This is a genomic window from Aminomonas paucivorans DSM 12260, assembly GCF_000165795.1.
In the GTDB taxonomy this organism is placed as follows: Bacteria; Synergistota; Synergistia; order Synergistales; family Synergistaceae; genus Aminomonas; species Aminomonas paucivorans.
The window spans coordinates 898,261-913,204 of sequence record NZ_CM001022.1; the positions used below are offsets into that span (position 1 = coordinate 898,261).

A 14,944-nucleotide genomic window follows, 5' to 3' on the forward strand; every position below is an offset into this window, starting at 1 on the left:
ACGGAGGGTCTTTCATGTCCTTGAAGGATTTCTTGCAGCTCATGGGTGGCGTGGGGCTCCTGATCTACGGCATCAAGATCATGGGGGAGGCCCTCCAGGACCTGGCGGGGGATCGGTTGCGCCGCCTCATCGCCCACCTCACCGAGACCCCCGTCCGGGGGGTGGCGGTGGGGGCGCTGGTGACCACCATCATCCAGAGCAGCAGCGCCACCACCGTCATGGTGGTGAGCTTCGTCCACGCGGGACTCATGACCCTCTATCAGGGCTTCGGGGTCATCATGGGGGCCAACGTCGGCACCACCATCACCGCCCAGCTCATCGCCTTCAAGGTGACGGACTACGCCCTTCTGGCGGTGGCGGTGGGGGCGGTGCTGAACCTCACGGGGAAGAACCGTCGCCAGAAGCAGCTGGGGGCGGGACTGGTGGGCTTTGGCCTGCTCTTCGTGGGGATGCAGTTCATGGGAAACGCCATGAGCTTCCTCAAAGGTCGGGCGGATCTGTTCCTTCCCTTCCGCCAGCATCCCCTGCTGGGGGTGTTGGCGGGAGCCGGGGTGACCATGCTGGTGCAGGCCAGCTCCGCCACCGTGGGCCTCACCATGGCCATGGCCGCTCAGGGACTTCTTCCCCTGGACGTGGCCATCGCCATCATCATGGGGGACAACATCGGCACCACCATCACCGCCGTGCTGGCCTCCCTCGGGGGGAACCGGTCGGCCAAACAGGCCGCGGCGTGCCACGTGCTGTTCAACGTCATCGGCACCTGCATCCTCATGCCTCTGCTGCCCCTCTACACCCACCTGGTGGCCCTCACCTCCACCGACGTGGCCCGACAAGTGGCCAACGCCCACAGCATCTTCAACATTGCCAACACCCTCTTCTTCCTGCCCTTCGTGGGGCCCTACGTGCGGTTCATCCAGCGGATCCTCCCCGGGGACGGCAAGGCCCAGGGAGCGGGGGCCCAGTACCTGGACCGGAAGCTCATCGTGGCCTCCCCCGCCGCGGCGGTGAACGCGGTGCGCAAGGAGATGATCCGCCTGGTGGGGCTGGCGGAGGAGATGCTCCAGGGGTGCCGCAAGGCGGTGATGGAGAGCGACGACAAGCAGGCCGCGGAGGTCCTGGGGACGGAAAAACTGGTGAACGAACTTACCCACGACATCGTCCGGTTCGGCACGGAGGTGGGGCAGCGGGGGCTCTCCCCGGACCTGTCCACCATCCTGAACGCCTGCGTCAGCGGGGTGGGGGACATCGAACGCATCGGGGACCACTCCACCAACCTCATCGAGATGTACGAGTTCATGCGGGACCACAAACTGCACTTCACCCCCAAGGCCCTGGAGGAGTTCGAGGAGATGTTCTCCCTGGTGGACCAGGCGGTGTGCAAGAGCGCCGCCGCCCTGGACAAGGAGGACGCGGTCCTGGCCCGGGAGGTCCTGGAGCTGGAGGACCGGATCGACGCCATGGAGCGGGACCTTCGGGCCCGGCACATCGAACGGCTGAACCAGGGCAAGTGCCAGCCCGGGGCGGGGGTGGTGTTCATCGACATCTTGAGCAACCTGGAGCGGGTGGGGGACCACGCGCACAACCTGGCCTGCATCGTCCTGGATCTGGCGCGGATCCGGGGGCAGGCCTAGGGAAGGAGAGGACGACCATGAACACCCCGGTGATCCTTCTGGGGGCCCTGCAGGGCGCCACGGAGTTTCTGCCCGTGAGCAGCTCCGGACACCTGGCCCTGGCCCAGATCTTCCTCGGTTTCCGGGAAGCTCCCCTGGCCTATGATCTGCTGCTCCACCTGGCCACGGTTCTGGCCACGGTGCTCTACTTCGCCCGGGACATCCTGGAGCTGGGAGGGGAGTGGCTCATGGGGTTCTTCAACCCCAACGCCCGCCGCTGGGCCGGGTGGCGCTACGGCTGGTCGGTGATCGTCGCCACGCTCCTCACCGCCGTCGTCGGCCTGCCCTTGAAGCCCTACGTGGAGTTTGGGTCCACCAATTCCCTGTGGGTGGGCTCGGGGCTTTTGGTCACCGCCGGCATCCTTCTGGTTTCCCGCTGGGTTCCCGTTCGGGAGCGTCACGTGGGCCTGGGCGCGGGGATTCTCGTGGGGCTGGTGCAGGGGATCGCGGTGATGCCCGGGGTCTCCCGGTCCGGATCCACCATCGTGGGGGGGCTCGTCGCGGGCCTGGAGCCCCAGGAGGCCTTCCGCTTCTCCTTCCTCCTCTCTCTCCCCGCCATCCTGGGGGCCAACCTGGTGGAGCTGCACCAGGTCGGAGGGGTCGACGCCTTCCTCTCGGCGCTGCCCCAGGACTGGGGGCTGGGTTTCGCCGCCGCCTTCGTCGCGGGGCTGCTGTCTCTGCTGGCGCTTCGCCGGATCTCCCTGTTCGGCGCCTGGTGGGTCTTCGGGGTCTACTGCCTGGTCCTGGGGGGCTCGGTGGTGGCCGCGACCTTCGCGGGAGGGTTCTAGGCCGTGCGCGGCGCCGTGAGCAGCCTCCGCTGGTGGATCTTCCTGGCCTGCGTGGTTCTGGGGACCTTCATGGGGATCTTCTTCCAGCACTTCTCCACCACCGCGCCCCTGTTCCGGGACGTGGTCCGCTGGGGCTGGAACGTGGACCGGGTGGATTTCCTGGCCCTGGAGTTCGGCTTTCACTTCGCCCTGCGCCTGAACCTGGGCACCCTCCTGGGGGGCGTGGTGGGCCTGTGGGTCGCCCGATGAACCTCCTGCTGGCCTCCGCCAGTCCCAGGCGCCGGGCCCTCCTGGCGGAACTGGGCTGGACCTTCGACGTGTGCCCCGCGGACGTGGACGAGACCCCCCGAGGGGGAGAGACCCCGGAGGCCCTGGTGGGGCGTCTGGCCCGGGACAAGGCCCTCCACGTGGGACGGCGCTTCCCCGACCGGTGGGTGGTGGCGGCGGACACGGTGGTGGCGGTGGGAGACGCCATCCTGGGCAAGCCTGCGGATCGGGAGGAAGGCCTGGCCATGTTACGTCTCCTCCAGGGAAGGGCTCATCGGGTCCTCACGGGAGTGGCCCTGGCGGTCCCGGGGGAGGAGACGCCTCGTGGGGCGGTGGAGTGCACGGAGGTGCGCTTCCGTCCCCTGGACGAGGCGTCCCTTCGGGCCTATGCGGAAAGCGGCGAGGGAGACGACAAGGCGGGCTCCTACGCCATCCAGGGAAAGGGAGCTCTCCTGGTGGAGGGCATCGCGGGCTGCTACTTCAACGTGGTGGGCTTGCCCCTGACGAGGTTGAGCGCCCTGCTGGGCGAGGCGGGCTGGCCCCTGGCGAGCCAGTGGGGAGGGGCCAAGGATGCCTGATCTCAAGGGACGGGGGGGAGCCCCCCGCGACTTTCTCTCCCATCCTCGGGCCTGGCTGTGGATTGCCCTGGCCCTGGCGGCCCTCCTGGCGGGGGCGGGCCTGGCGCCTCGCGTGGGGGCGGAGAGGCAACAGCATACCGTGGGATTGGTGATGGAGTACCGGGACCTGGTCTCCCTGGCCAGGGAGAGCGGTGTCTCCCCCCAAAGGCTTTGGGCGCGCCTGCATTCCCTGGGGATGCGGGGCCTCACCGTCTCGGAGGGTACGGGCAAGGATCTCCTGAACGGAGGGTTCCCCCTCCGTTGGACTCCCGCAAAGGACCTTCCCTCTTCCGTCCCGATCCCCCCGGGGCTTCCCGGGGATCGGGGGGTGCTGTGGGGACGGGCGGACGAGGCGGCCTGGCAGGTGTTTCTTCCCTATCTGTCCACGAAGATGCCCGGCTTGGTGCGGGAGAGCGGGGGGGGATGGCTTGCCGCCGTGTTCCCCGCCTCCTTCCCGGAGCTGTTGGATTCGGGACTCCTCCCCGACCTGGCGGGGTTGGACTTTGCCCGGAGGAACGGCATCCCGGTGGTCTTTCGTCCTTCTCCCTGCCTGGGGGTGGAGGGCGGTCGGGTGGCGGCTTCCCTGGGGCTTCTGATGGACCAGTACCCGGAGATCCGGTCGATCCTTCCCTCCGGCCTCGTGGTCCCGGGGTATCCGGACCTGGATCCCCTGGCGGCCCTGCTGGAAGAACGCCGGGTTCCGGTGGCCCAGGCGGAGTTCGTCAAGCAGATCGGCGTCTCGGAGCTGGTGGAGCGGGTCTTTCCCCTGGTGCTTCCCCTGCACAGTCTGGTGAAGGACGAGATCTTCTCCCGGCGCATGTCCCGGGAACAGGTGGTGGAGCGCATGGTCCGGGCGGCCCACGAACGCTCCGTGCGTCTCCTCCTCTTCCGCCCCTACGACCTGTACAACGGACACCGCCTGCCCTTCTTCCTGGAGGATCTGGAGTCCCTGTCCGATTCCCTTAAGGCCCGAGGCTACGAACTGGGCTGGCCTTCCACCCTGCCCCTGTGGGGGCGCTCTCCCCTGGCGGTTCTGGGAGCTTCCCTGGCTCTGGCGGCCTTTGCCCTGGCCCTGGGGCGGCGGTTCGGCCTGCGGGGCCTCGCCTCGGCGGGGTCGGGACGGTGGGGGGTGTTCCTTGGAGGCGGTACGGTGCTGGTGGCCCTGGGGGTCTGGGCCCTCCCTCCCGCGGGGCGGTACCTGGGCGGTTTTCTGGGAGCCCTGGCGGCGACGGAGGCCACCCTGGCGGCCCTGGACAGGGAGGACCACCCCTTCCGGGGAGCCTTTGAAGGGCTGTTCCTGGTCCTGGCCGCAGGGGCCTGCCTGGCCTCGTTCTACGGGACCCCGGAGTTCATGCTGCGCCTGCGGGGCTTTTCCGGGGTGAAGCTCACCCTGCTGCTGCCCCCTCTTCTGGTGCTGCTCCACGACCTCAGGAACCGCATCCATCCCGAAGGGCTGGGGGAGATCCTGGCCCGTCCTCCCCTCTGGGGGGAACTCCTGGCGGCGGGGCTGGTGCTGGGGGCGGTGCTCTTCATGGCGGTGCGCAGCGACAACACCGCCCTGGTCCCCCAGTGGGAGCTCCACGCCCGGGAGATGCTGGAGCGTCTCCTGCGGGTCCGCCCCCGGACCAAGGAGTTTCTCGTGGGCTACCCGTGCCTTCTTTTGGCGATCCTGGCGTCGCGGAGGAACCTCTGGCCCCGGTACCGGGAGATTCTGAGGGTGGGGGCTTCCCTGGCCTTCGCCTCCGCCGTGAATTCCTTCTGCCACCTTCATTCGCCCTTCGCCCTCACCCTGCTTCGGGTCTTCAACGGATGGTGGGCGGGGCTCCTCCTGGGCGGGGGGCTCTTCCTGGCCTGGGAAATGCGCTTTTCCCGAAGGAAGGGGGCGGAGGCCCCGTGACCCGTCCCCTGGACGTGGTCCTCTGCGGCTACTACGGCTTCGGCAACCTGGGGGACGAGCTGTTGGCCCGGGCCCTGGTGGAACTCCTGGAGGAAGGCGGGATCCCCCGAAGCCGGGTGGGGATCCTCTCGGCGGATCCCGCCGGGACCCGGCGGGCCCTGGGGACGGAGTCGGCGGATCGTTGGAGCCTCCCTGGGGTGGCCCGGATGCTGGGGCGCTCCCGGACCCTTCTCCTGGGGGGAGGGGGGCTTCTGCAGGACGCCACCAGCCTTCGAAGCTGCGTCTACTACTGGGGGGTCGTGCAGACGGCCCGCTGTCGGGGGTGCATCCCCTGGGCCTTCGGGCAGTCCGTGGGTCCGTTGGGTTCTCCCCTCGCCCGGCGGGTCGCCCGGGGAGCCCTTGCCCCCTGTGTCGTCCGGGTGGTCCGGGATCGCCCCTCCCTGGAGGCGGTCCGAGGGTTGGGACTGGGAGAGACGGAACTGGCCCCGGACCCGGTGCTGGGGCTTTCCCTGCCCCGCCTGGCCCCGGGAAGGGGTACCGGACGTCTGGGGGTGAACCTGCGTCCCTGGAAGGGAGAGGCTCGGGAGGGGGCGATCCGGGCCCTTCGGGAGCTGGCGGAGAGGGCGGGGTGGACCTTCGTGGGCCTTGCCCTGGCGGAGGAGGATCGGCTCTGCCTGGCGGAGGCCCGGGACAGACAGGGGCTGCCGCTGGAGGAGATCCGCCTCCTGGACTCCCCGGAGTCCTTTTCCGCTGCGGCCGCGGAGATGGACGGCCTGGTGGCCATGAGGCTCCACGCCCTGGTGCTGTCGGTCCTGGCGGGACTTCCCGCTGCGGCGGTGCCCTACGACCCCAAGGTGACGGCCTTCTCAGAGGAGTGGGGGCTTCCCACCTGGACGCCCCGATCCGGCTGGTCTGCGGTTCCCTTCTCGCAGCCCGGCTCGGAGCCTTCTCGGGAAAGGCTGGAGGAAACCCGGGGTCTTCTGCGCGCCGCTCTGACCCGGTGCCTGGAGCGTCTTCGTGGGACGGGAGGATGGGGTGCATGACGCCGGAACATCGGGAAACGCTGGAACAGACCGCCCTGGAGGTCCGCAAGGACGTGGTGCGCATGATCGGGGTGGCCCGCTCCGGGCGCCTGGACTCCGCCCTCTCCCTGGTGGACCTGCTGACCTACCTTTATTGGGAGGTGTTGCGGGTGGACCCCGACCGTCCTCGGGACCCGGGGAGGGATCGGTTCCTCCTGAGCAAGGGACGGGGGTGCCCCGCCCTCTACGCCGTGCTTTCCCGGAGAGGGTTTTTCCCCAGGGAGGAGCTGTGGAGCTTCCGCCGCCTGGGGGCTCTCCTCCAGGGGTACCCGGAGGTGGGGCGCGTTCCCGGGGTGGAGGCGCCGGGAGGGTCTATGGGCATGGGGCTGGGGCTGGCGGTGGGACTTTCTCTGGCTCTGCGGCTGGACGGTTTTCCGAGCCGGGTCTTCTGCCTTCTGGGGGATGGAGAGCTTCAGGAGGGGGCGGTGTGGGAAGCGGCTCTCTCCGCTTCGGTCCGCCGCCTGGGACATCTGGTGGCCCTGGTGGAAGCCAACGAACACCACGAGGAGGGGCCCTGGAAGGCGGTCAAGGGCATCGAACCCATCCGCAGGAAGCTGGAGGCCTTCGGCTGGGAGGTGCTGGACGCGGAAGGGCACGACATGGAAAAACTGGAGGAGGCCTTCTGTGGTCTGAGGGAGGACCGGGAGGCTCCCATGGCGATCCTCCTGCGCACCCAGACGGGCAAGGGGGTCTCCTTCGCGGAGGAGGGCCGGGGGGGAGACCGTGGCCTTTCCCGGGAAGACGTGGACCGGGCCTTGAGCGAGCTGGAGGTCCGGGGAGGGGGAACGGGGGATGCGTAGCGAACCCGGGGGAAGCACCACTTGGGAGGCCTACTGCCAGGGACTGGAGGAGATGGGTCCCCTGTGTCCGAATCTGGTGGTGGTGGATGCCAGCAGGTCTTCGGTCCCGGATCGGGGGTTTGTCGCCCTCTGTCCCGACCGTTTTTTCCCCGCGGGGGTGTCGGAACAGGACCTGGTCCTCACCGCCGCGGGGCTTGCCCTGGGGGGGAAGACCGTCTTCGCGTCCTCCTGCGCTCCCTTCCTGGTGGGGCGGGCCTACGACCAGATCCGTTCCGCCGTGGCGATCCCCGATCTCCCCGTATGTCTGGTCACCACCCGGGGAGGAGTCACCGCCGGGCAGGACGGGGCGGACCACCAGATGGTGGAGGACCTGGCGGTGATGCGGGTGCTTCCCCACATGTCCGTTCTGGTCCCTGCGGATGGGACCTCCACCCGGGGACTCGTGCGCCGACTGAGCCGCATGGAGGGGCCCGCCTACCTGCGTCTCGGCCTCTGTCCCCTGCCGTCGCTGTACGGACCCCAGGACGGGGAGTTCCACCCCGGGGGGGCGCGGCTTCTGACCCAGGGAGACGGAGTGACCCTCTGCGCCTGTGGTATCATGGTCCACGAAGCTCTGAAGGCAGCGCGAATCCTGCAACGCCAGGGTATCGAAGCGGAAGTGATCGACTGCTACAGCGTCAAGCCCCTCCCGGAACAGACCATCCTCGCCTCCGTCCGACGGACGGGGTGCTGTGTGGTGGCGGAGGAGCACAGCCGCATCGGAGGGCTGGGAAGCGCCGTGGCGGAGTGCCTGGGACGGGAGTATCCCGTCCCCCTGCGTTTCGTGGCGGTGGAGGACCGGTTCGGCCAGAGCGGCATGCCCGAGGAGTTGCAGGAATACTACGGGCTGACCTTTCGGCAGATTGTGGGAGGGGCCGTGCAGGTTTGGGCCATGCGCAGGAGGTGACCGATGGATATACGGCTTTCGGGGGTCACGAAGATCTTCCACCCCGACATCACCGCCCTGGAGGACGTGTACCTGGAGATCCCCAAGGGAGAGTTCGTGTACCTGGTAGGCCCCACCGGATCGGGCAAGACCACCCTGATGCGCACCATCACCCGGGAGGTGGTCCCCAGCCGGGGACAGATCACCGTAGGGGCCTTTAGCCTCAGAAAGATCAGCCGGATGGACCTTTCCCTCTTCCGGCGGGACGTGGGGGTGGTCTTCCAGGATTTCTGCCTGCTGCCCCACCTGAACGTCTTCGAGAACGTGGCCTTCGTCCTGGAGGTCCTGGGCATGCCCGCCCGGGAGGTGAAGGAGCGCACGGGAGAGGTCCTGGACCGGGTGAACCTCTGGCGACGTCGGTTCCTCTATCCTCCCCAGCTCTCCGGGGGGGAGCAGCAGCGGGTGGCCATCGCCCGGGCTATCGTGAACTCCCCCTCCATCCTGCTGGCGGACGAGCCCACGGGCAACCTGGACCTCCACACCGCCGAGGAGATCATGCAGCTCATCCTGTCCATCAACGCCCTGGGGGCGACGGTGCTCATGGCCACCCACAACCAGTACCTGGTGGATGCCTACCGCCAGCGGGTGGTGGAGCTGAAGATGGGCCGGGTGGTGCGGGACGAGACGAGAGGCAGGTACGAGATCGATGGCGAGCTTTAGGTACGCCTTTCGGGACGGAGTCCGGCTCATCTTCCGTCACTGGGGGCTGAGCTTTCTCACCCTGTTCACCTCCGTGGCGGTGTTCTACCTCATCGGCAGCAGCGTGCTCTTCGTCATGAACGCCCGCCACGTGGTGCGGACCCTGGAGGGGGAGCTTTCCATCCAGGCCTATATGAAGCCTGACGCGGACATGGAGGCGACGGCCCAGCGGGTGCGCCGCCTCCCCGGCGTGAAGGCCGTGGAGATCATCACCGCCGAGAAGGCCTTGGAGCGGCTCAAGGCTCGGCTGGGCAATCAGGCCCAGGCGGTCACCCTCCTGGGGGAGAACCCCCTGCCCCCCAGCCTGGAGATCTGGGTGGTCCGGGCCTCCCACGTGTCCTCCGTGGCTCGGGAGCTGGTGGCTCTGGATTCGGTGCAGGACGTGGTCTACGCAGGGAAGCTGGCGGAGAAGCTCTCCAAGCTCTCCCGGTTCGCCAGTCGCTTCTCCCTCATCATGCTGCTGGTGGCCATCACCGCCAGCGGGGTGGTGCTCTTCAACACCATCCGCATCGCCGTCTACTCCAAGGAGGAGGAGATCGGCATCATGCTGATGGTGGGGGCCACCCCGGCCTTCGTGGCCTTTCCCTTCGTGGTCCAGGGGGTCTTCCTGGGCAGCGCCGGGGCCCTGGTGGCCGCAGGCCTCCTCGGGGTCTCCTACGGAGCCGCCCTGGATCGTCTCAAGGACCTGCTGCCCTTCCTTCCGTTCCTGCAGGATCGGGGGCTGACCCTGCGCCTCGGGGGAATCCTGGTGGGAGCCGGCGCCACGGTGAGCCTCATCGCCAGCCTCATGGCGGTGGAGCGCTTCATCCGCCGTGCTCTGAGGCCTTTGTAGCGGACCATGCGATTTAGCCGAACGGGCCGCTCCCTTCTGGCCGGTCTTCTGCTGGTGTGGGGAGGCTTCGCCCTGGGAGGGTCCGTCCTTTCCGGGCCTGCGTGGGCCGCGCCTTCCCCCAAGGAGCTGGAACAGAAGCTCCGCAAGGAAGAGAAGCGGCTGGATCGGGTGCAGGGCCAGATCTCCTACCACAAGAAAAAGGTCACGGAGATGGCGGGGAGGGAGAAAGGGGTCATCCAGGAAATCGAAGGGCTGGCCCAACAGGTGACCGTCACGGAGCAGCGCATGACGGTGCTTCAGCTTAAGCGATCCAAGGTCCAGAACCGCATGGGGGAGCTGGTCCAGGAGATCCGAAAGACCTCCGGCAGGATCGGCGAAGTGAAGGACCTCCTCAAGGAGCGGCTGGTGACCATCTACAAGTACGGCGGGGTGGCGGAGTTCAACCTGCTCCTCTCCGCCCCGGGAGCCCGGGACGCCCTGGCCACCTCCTATCTGTTGGGGAAGATCGCCGACCAGGACCAGCGCCTCATCCGGGAGCTTTCGGACCGCAAAACCCGCCTGGACGCGGCGCATCTGGAGCTTCGGGAACAGAAATCCCTTCTGGAGAATCAGAACCGGCAGCTGCAGGGCCAGAAGCGGGAACTCCAGGTGGCCACGACCCGGCGCAACGTCCTCCTGACCCGGGTGCGCCGGGAGAAGAGTCTCCACATGGAAAGCCTGGACGAGGCCCTGCGGATGGAGCGGGAACTGAACAACACCATCACCCGGCTCATGGAGGAGAAGCGCCGCCTGGCGGCCCTGAAGAAGGACAAGCCTGCGGTGGTGTACTACAAGGGGGGACGGTTCCAGTGGCCCCATCGGGGGCGTATCATGAGCCCCTTCGGCGTGCGGGTCCACCCGGTGTTCCGCACTCGGATCATGCACACGGGCATCGACATCGACGGGCGGCACGGCGAACCGGTGCGCGCCGCGGAGAGCGGGGAGGCCCTTTTCTGCGGTTGGCTTCGGGGGTACGGTCAGGTGGTGATCCTGGACCACGGGGGAAACCTCACCACGGTGTACGCCCACCTCTCCAAGATCGAGGTGTCCGAGGGGGAGCGGGTCAAGGCAGGGGATCTGATCGGCCGCATCGGGGCCACGGGGGTGGCCACGGGGTCCCACCTACACTTCGAGGTGCGGGTGAACGGCAAGGCCACCAACCCCATGAAATACCTGCAGTGAGGAACGATCAAGGCCCGAGGTTCCGCCAAGGGGGCGGGGGCCGGACGACGGAGGAAGGTTCGGGATCGTGATGTGGAAGCGGATGCGCGACATGGTGTGCGGCGTCGTCCTGGGAGCCCTGGTGGTGACGGGCATCCTGGCGGCCAACGCGGGGGACGGAACCCCCACGGACGGCAGCCGGGGACTGCCTTTCAGCCCCCAGAACCTGATGATCCTCAAGCAGGCTCGGTCCATCCTGGAGCTGTACCACGTGGACGGGGACAAGGGACCGGGAGAGAAGAAGCTCTTCTACGGGGCCATGAAGGGTGTGGTGGGGGCCACGGGGGACCCCTACACCCGGTTCGTGGAGCCGGAGCAGCTCAAGGAAGAGAGCATCGAGATGGAGGGCCAGTACGGGGGCCTGGGGATCTACATCGGCCAGAAGGACCGCAAGACCCTGGTCATCAGCCCCATCGAGGGGACCCCGGCGGACCGGGCGGGACTCAAGCCCATGGACGAGATCGTCAAGGTGGGGGACAAGGTCATCGTGGGCATGGACCAGAACGAAGTGGTCAAGATGCTTCGCGGTCCCGCAAAAACCAAGGTCCGGATCTGGGTGCGGCGCAACGGCAAGGACCAGCTTCTGAAGTTCGACCTGGTCCGCGAGGTGGTCCGCATCAAGTCCGCCCGGATGGAGATGCTCCCCGGCGGGTACGCCTACATCCGCCTGGTGCACTTCAACCAGAAGTCCGGGGCGGAGCTTCAGGAGGCCATCCGGACGGCGGAGTCCAAGAACGCCAAGGGGATCCTCCTGGACCTGCGGAACAACCCGGGAGGGCTCCTCAACGCGGCGGTGGACGTGGCCTCCCTCTTCCTGGACGGGGGCCTGGTGGTGGGCATGAAGGGCCGGGTGGAGAAGGCCAACGACACCCTCTACGCCGATTCGGGGAAGAACACCCGCCTTCCCGCGGTGGTGCTCATCAACGAGGGAAGCGCCAGCGCCTCGGAGATCGTCGCGGGGGCCCTGCAGGACCGCAAACGGGCCGTGCTGGTGGGCAAGAAGAGCTTCGGCAAGGGGTCCGTGCAGACCCTATTCAACCTCCCCGACGGGGCGGGGATGTACGTCACCATCGCCCGTTACTACACCCCCTCCGGCAAGGTGATCGACCACGTGGGTCTGGTGCCGGACGTGAAGGTGGAGGGAGAACCCCAGCGGGATCTGAAGAAGGATAAGCAGGTGCAGAAGGGCCTGGCGATCCTCAAGGCCAAGACCAAGGGGTCCTGATGCGCCCCCCCGCACCCCAGAAACCGCAAACCCGGGGGAGACTCCGGGTTTTTTTCTTCTGCCTTTTGGCCTTCGTCGCGGGGTTCGGGGCGGGGGCCGGTTGGCTTTCCGCCCGGGCCGCCCGGCCGGCCCCTCCTGTCCCCCCCGTCTCCGTCTCCGCGACGGGTACCCCTTCCGGGGCACGGGAGGAGGCGTCCTCCGTCTCCGCGACGCCTTCGCCGCAGCGCGAGGAGGCTGCGGATTCGGAGCAGGAGGCGTCAGCCCCTACGGCCCCTGCCCCCTCTCCCCTGTTCCTTCCCACCCCCGTCCCCTCCGGCGTCGGCCGGGTTGCGCTGGTGGTGGACGACATGGGGTATGATCTTGCGGTGGCGAGGCGTCTTGTAGGGTTGGGCCTTCCCCTGACCTGGGCCATCCTTCCCGACGCTCCCCACGCCGCAGCCACGGCGAAGATCGCCCGGGACGCGGGCATCCCCTATCTGGTCCACCTGCCCATGCAGGCCCAGGGAGACGGGGACGACGGCCCCTATGCGGTGGCCTCGGGCTGGTCCGCCGAAGTGATCCGGGAACGGTCCCTGCGGGCCTTCGAGGCCCTCCCCGGAGCCTTCGGGGTGAACAACCACCGGGGATCTCGGGCCACGGCGGATCGGGTCGCCATGGAGCGGTTCCTCTCGGTGCTCCAGGAGGCGCGTCCCGGCTGGATCTTTCTGGACAGCCGAACCAACGGCGCTTCCTGCGGGTTTTCTGTGGCCCAGGAGAAGGGGATTCGGACGTCGAGGAACGATCGTTTCCTGGACCACAGGGACGAGGACGAGGCCATCCGTGCCGCCTTCGAGGCGGGGGCATCCCTTGCCCGCCGAAAGGGGCAGGCGATCCTCATCGGCCATCCCCGGCCTCGAACGGTGCACTTTCTGGAACGTCTTTCCCGAGGGGATGCGATTCCCCCGGGTGTGGAGCTGGAGACCCTCCCCGACCTGATGGGCCTGGTTTCGGAGGAGGCAGGAGGAGGAAGACCATGAAGCGCAAGGCGGAAGTGATCATCGGAGCCCAGTGGGGCGACGAGGGCAAGGGGCGGGTGGTGGACGCCCTGGCGGAGCGGGTGGATCTGGTGGTGCGCTACCAGGGAGGGGCCAACGCGGGGCACACGGTCATCGCGGGGGGAGAGAAGCACGTCTTCCACCTGCTTCCCTCGGGGATGCTCTACCCGGGGAAGACCTGCGTCATCGGCGGCGGCGTGGTGGTGGACCCCGCCCAGCTCCTGACGGAGCTGCGGGAGCTTCAGGAGAAGGGGCGTGATCGCGCCCGGCTGGTGGTGAGCCGCACCTCCCACGTGGTGATGCCCTACCACAAGATCCTGGACACCCTGGGGGAGAGGGAGAGGAGTTCCTGCCAGAAAATCGGCACCACCCACCGGGGCATCGGTCCCTGCTACGTGGACAAGTTCAACCGCGTGGGCATCCGCATGGAGGACCTGCTCTTCCCCCAGACCCTGAGGGAGAAGCTGGCTTTCAACCTGGAGATGAAGAACCTGCTGCTCACCCGGATCTACGGGGAGAAACCCCTGGCTCTGGACGAGCTCTACAACCAGGCCCTTGCCTGGGGGGGCGAGCTGGCTCCGTTCCTGGGTGATGGTGCCCTGGAGGTCAACCGGGCCCTGGACGAGGGACGGGGGGTCCTCTTCGAGGGGGCCCAGGGCACCCTGCTGGATGTGGACTTCGGCACCTATCCCTACGTCACCAGCTCCAGCCCCACCGCGGGGGGAGCCTGCACGGGCGTCGGGGTGGGACCCACCCGGATCGACCGGGTCCTCGGGGTGGCCAAGGCCTACTGCACCCGGGTGGGGGAGGGCCCCTTCCCCACGGAGCTTCTGGACGATCTGGGGCAGCAGCTTCGGGATCGGGGGGGAGAGTACGGCGCCACCACCGGTCGGCCCCGACGTTGCGGCTGGCTGGACCTGGTGGCTCTCCGCTACGCCGTCATGGTGAACGGCCTCGGAGGCCTGGCGGTCACCAAGCTGGACGTGCTCACGGGGATCGACCCCCTGAAGGTGGCGGTGGGCTACCGGATCGACGGACAAGAGGTCCAGCACTTCCCCTCCGACCCGCAGCTCCTTCAGAACGCCGAGCCGGTATACCGGGAGCTGAAGGGGTGGACCGAGCCGCTGGAGGAGTGCCGCCGTCCCGAGGATCTGCCCCGAGCGGCCCGGGACTACCTGAAGTTCATGGAGGAGTTCTGCGGGGCCCCGGCCGTCCTGGTGGGGGTGGGACCCGCCCGGGAAGCCACCATCCTGCAGGGACTCTAGAGGGAGGGTTCCCCTCCCTTGCTGCCCGTGGAGATCCGCTTCTGCCGCCCGGAGGACCAGGCGGCCTTGGTGGAGATCGAGGCCCAGGGACAACCTTTCCCCTGGGCCTCCGGGGTTTTTGCGCAGGACCTCCGCGGAGAGGGGGGCGTCTTCTACCTGGGTGCCCAGGCCCCCAAGGGGGTTCTCTGCGGGTTTGCGGTGGGGCGGGTGGAGCGGGGCGACCTGCTCCTCCTGAACCTGGGGGTCCACCTGCGGTACCGGCGTCAGGGAGTGGGCCTTCAGCTTCTGGCTGCTCTGGGGGAGACGGGGACGTATCTGGGGTGCCACCGGTTGCGCCTCCACGTCCGGTTTTCCAACGAGGGAGCCCGGCAGTTCTACGGTGACCTGGGCTTCCGGCGCCTCCTCCGGATCCCGGCGTACTACGAGGATGGAGAGGACGCGGAGGAGTGGGTGGGGGCGCTTCCCCTTTCCCTGGTCCGCCCCGAAGCCTCTGCGGCAGCCTCGGGCTCCGAGGAGGGCTGAC

At 68.2% G+C, this 14,944-nt stretch carries 15 protein-coding genes; all 15 read left to right on the top strand.

Translation table 11 applies throughout. The annotated features are described in order from the left end of the window. Positions 1–14: 14 nt before the first annotated feature. Positions 15–1,631: a Na/Pi cotransporter family protein gene (locus APAU_RS03975; RefSeq protein WP_006300400.1), complete on the top strand. Its 1,617-nt coding sequence runs from the start codon at positions 15–17 to the stop codon at positions 1,629–1,631. Between the two features lie 17 nt (positions 1,632–1,648). Beyond that, positions 1,649–2,458 (top strand): undecaprenyl-diphosphate phosphatase, encoded by an 810-nt coding sequence (locus APAU_RS03980; protein ID WP_006300401.1) that lies wholly within the window; start codon positions 1,649–1,651, stop codon positions 2,456–2,458. A gap of 3 nt (positions 2,459–2,461) precedes the next feature. Next, entirely contained in the window at positions 2,462–2,707 is a 246-nt protein-coding gene (locus tag APAU_RS03985; RefSeq protein WP_006300402.1) for a hypothetical protein, read from the top strand. After that, positions 2,704–3,303: a Maf family protein gene (locus APAU_RS03990; RefSeq protein ID WP_006300403.1), complete on the top strand. Its 600-nt coding sequence runs from the start codon at positions 2,704–2,706 to the stop codon at positions 3,301–3,303. The genes APAU_RS03985 and APAU_RS03990 overlap by 4 nt, the downstream gene beginning before the upstream one ends. Further along, a complete protein-coding gene (locus APAU_RS03995) occupies positions 3,296–5,239 on the top strand; it encodes a DUF5693 family protein (protein WP_006300404.1) in 1,944 nt (647 codons plus the stop codon). The genes APAU_RS03990 and APAU_RS03995 overlap by 8 nt, the downstream gene beginning before the upstream one ends. After that, positions 5,236–6,282, top strand: a complete 1,047-nt coding sequence (gene csaB / locus APAU_RS04000; protein ID WP_006300405.1) for a polysaccharide pyruvyl transferase CsaB — start codon at positions 5,236–5,238, stop codon at positions 6,280–6,282. Before APAU_RS03995 ends, csaB begins: the two co-directional genes overlap by 4 nt. After that, positions 6,279–7,121 carry a transketolase gene (locus APAU_RS04005; RefSeq protein ID WP_006300406.1) on the top strand — a complete coding sequence of 281 codons (843 nt, stop codon included), beginning with the start codon at positions 6,279–6,281 and terminating at the stop codon, positions 7,119–7,121. Before csaB ends, APAU_RS04005 begins: the two co-directional genes overlap by 4 nt. Further along, on the top strand, positions 7,114–8,067 hold the full coding sequence (locus APAU_RS04010) for a transketolase family protein (protein WP_006300407.1): 954 nt from the start codon (positions 7,114–7,116) through the stop codon (positions 8,065–8,067). Before APAU_RS04005 ends, APAU_RS04010 begins: the two co-directional genes overlap by 8 nt. A 3-nt stretch (positions 8,068–8,070) precedes the next feature. Beyond that, positions 8,071–8,766, top strand: a complete 696-nt coding sequence (locus tag APAU_RS04015; RefSeq protein ID WP_006300408.1) for a cell division ATP-binding protein FtsE — start codon at positions 8,071–8,073, stop codon at positions 8,764–8,766. Next, positions 8,753–9,637, top strand: coding sequence for a cell division protein FtsX (locus APAU_RS04020; RefSeq protein ID WP_006300409.1), 885 nt, complete (start codon positions 8,753–8,755; stop codon positions 9,635–9,637). The genes APAU_RS04015 and APAU_RS04020 overlap by 14 nt, the downstream gene beginning before the upstream one ends. Positions 9,638–9,643: 6 nt before the next feature. Continuing rightward, a complete protein-coding gene (locus APAU_RS04025; protein ID WP_006300410.1) occupies positions 9,644–10,858 on the top strand; it encodes a murein hydrolase activator EnvC family protein in 1,215 nt (404 codons plus the stop codon). Positions 10,859–10,928: 70 nt separating this feature from the next. Further along, positions 10,929–12,122: a S41 family peptidase gene (locus APAU_RS04030; RefSeq protein ID WP_006300411.1), complete on the top strand. Its 1,194-nt coding sequence runs from the start codon at positions 10,929–10,931 to the stop codon at positions 12,120–12,122. Next, a complete protein-coding gene (locus APAU_RS04035) occupies positions 12,122–13,138 on the top strand; it encodes a divergent polysaccharide deacetylase family protein (RefSeq protein WP_006300412.1) in 1,017 nt (338 codons plus the stop codon). The genes APAU_RS04030 and APAU_RS04035 overlap by 1 nt, the downstream gene beginning before the upstream one ends. Then, positions 13,135–14,421, top strand: coding sequence for an adenylosuccinate synthase (locus APAU_RS04040; RefSeq protein WP_006300413.1), 1,287 nt, complete (start codon positions 13,135–13,137; stop codon positions 14,419–14,421). The genes APAU_RS04035 and APAU_RS04040 overlap by 4 nt, the downstream gene beginning before the upstream one ends. Before the next feature lie 27 nt (positions 14,422–14,448). Beyond that, positions 14,449–14,943, top strand: a complete 495-nt coding sequence (locus APAU_RS12520; protein WP_232207809.1) for a GNAT family N-acetyltransferase — start codon at positions 14,449–14,451, stop codon at positions 14,941–14,943. Position 14,944: the final 1 nt, after the last annotated feature.

Bases quoted from the DNA above. Each gene is read 5' to 3' on its own strand.
- APAU_RS03990 (WP_006300403.1), top strand. From the start codon at position 2,704: ATGAACCTCCTGCTGGCCTCCGCCAGTCCCAGGCGCCGGGCCCTCCTG.
- APAU_RS04035 (WP_006300412.1), top strand. From the start codon at position 12,122: ATGCGCCCCCCCGCACCCCAGAAACCGCAAACCCGGGGGAGACTCCGG.
- APAU_RS03980 (WP_006300401.1), top strand. From the start codon at position 1,649: ATGAACACCCCGGTGATCCTTCTGGGGGCCCTGCAGGGCGCCACGGAG.
- APAU_RS04020 (WP_006300409.1), top strand. From the start codon at position 8,753: ATGGCGAGCTTTAGGTACGCCTTTCGGGACGGAGTCCGGCTCATCTTC.
- APAU_RS04040 (WP_006300413.1), top strand. From the start codon at position 13,135: ATGAAGCGCAAGGCGGAAGTGATCATCGGAGCCCAGTGGGGCGACGAG.
- APAU_RS03995 (WP_006300404.1), top strand. From the start codon at position 3,296: ATGCCTGATCTCAAGGGACGGGGGGGAGCCCCCCGCGACTTTCTCTCC.
- APAU_RS04030 (WP_006300411.1), top strand. From the start codon at position 10,929: ATGTGGAAGCGGATGCGCGACATGGTGTGCGGCGTCGTCCTGGGAGCC.
- APAU_RS04005 (WP_006300406.1), top strand. From the start codon at position 6,279: ATGACGCCGGAACATCGGGAAACGCTGGAACAGACCGCCCTGGAGGTC.
- APAU_RS04025 (WP_006300410.1), top strand. From the start codon at position 9,644: ATGCGATTTAGCCGAACGGGCCGCTCCCTTCTGGCCGGTCTTCTGCTG.
- APAU_RS03975 (WP_006300400.1), top strand. From the start codon at position 15: ATGTCCTTGAAGGATTTCTTGCAGCTCATGGGTGGCGTGGGGCTCCTG.
- APAU_RS04010 (WP_006300407.1), top strand. From the start codon at position 7,114: ATGCGTAGCGAACCCGGGGGAAGCACCACTTGGGAGGCCTACTGCCAG.
- APAU_RS04015 (WP_006300408.1), top strand. From the start codon at position 8,071: ATGGATATACGGCTTTCGGGGGTCACGAAGATCTTCCACCCCGACATC.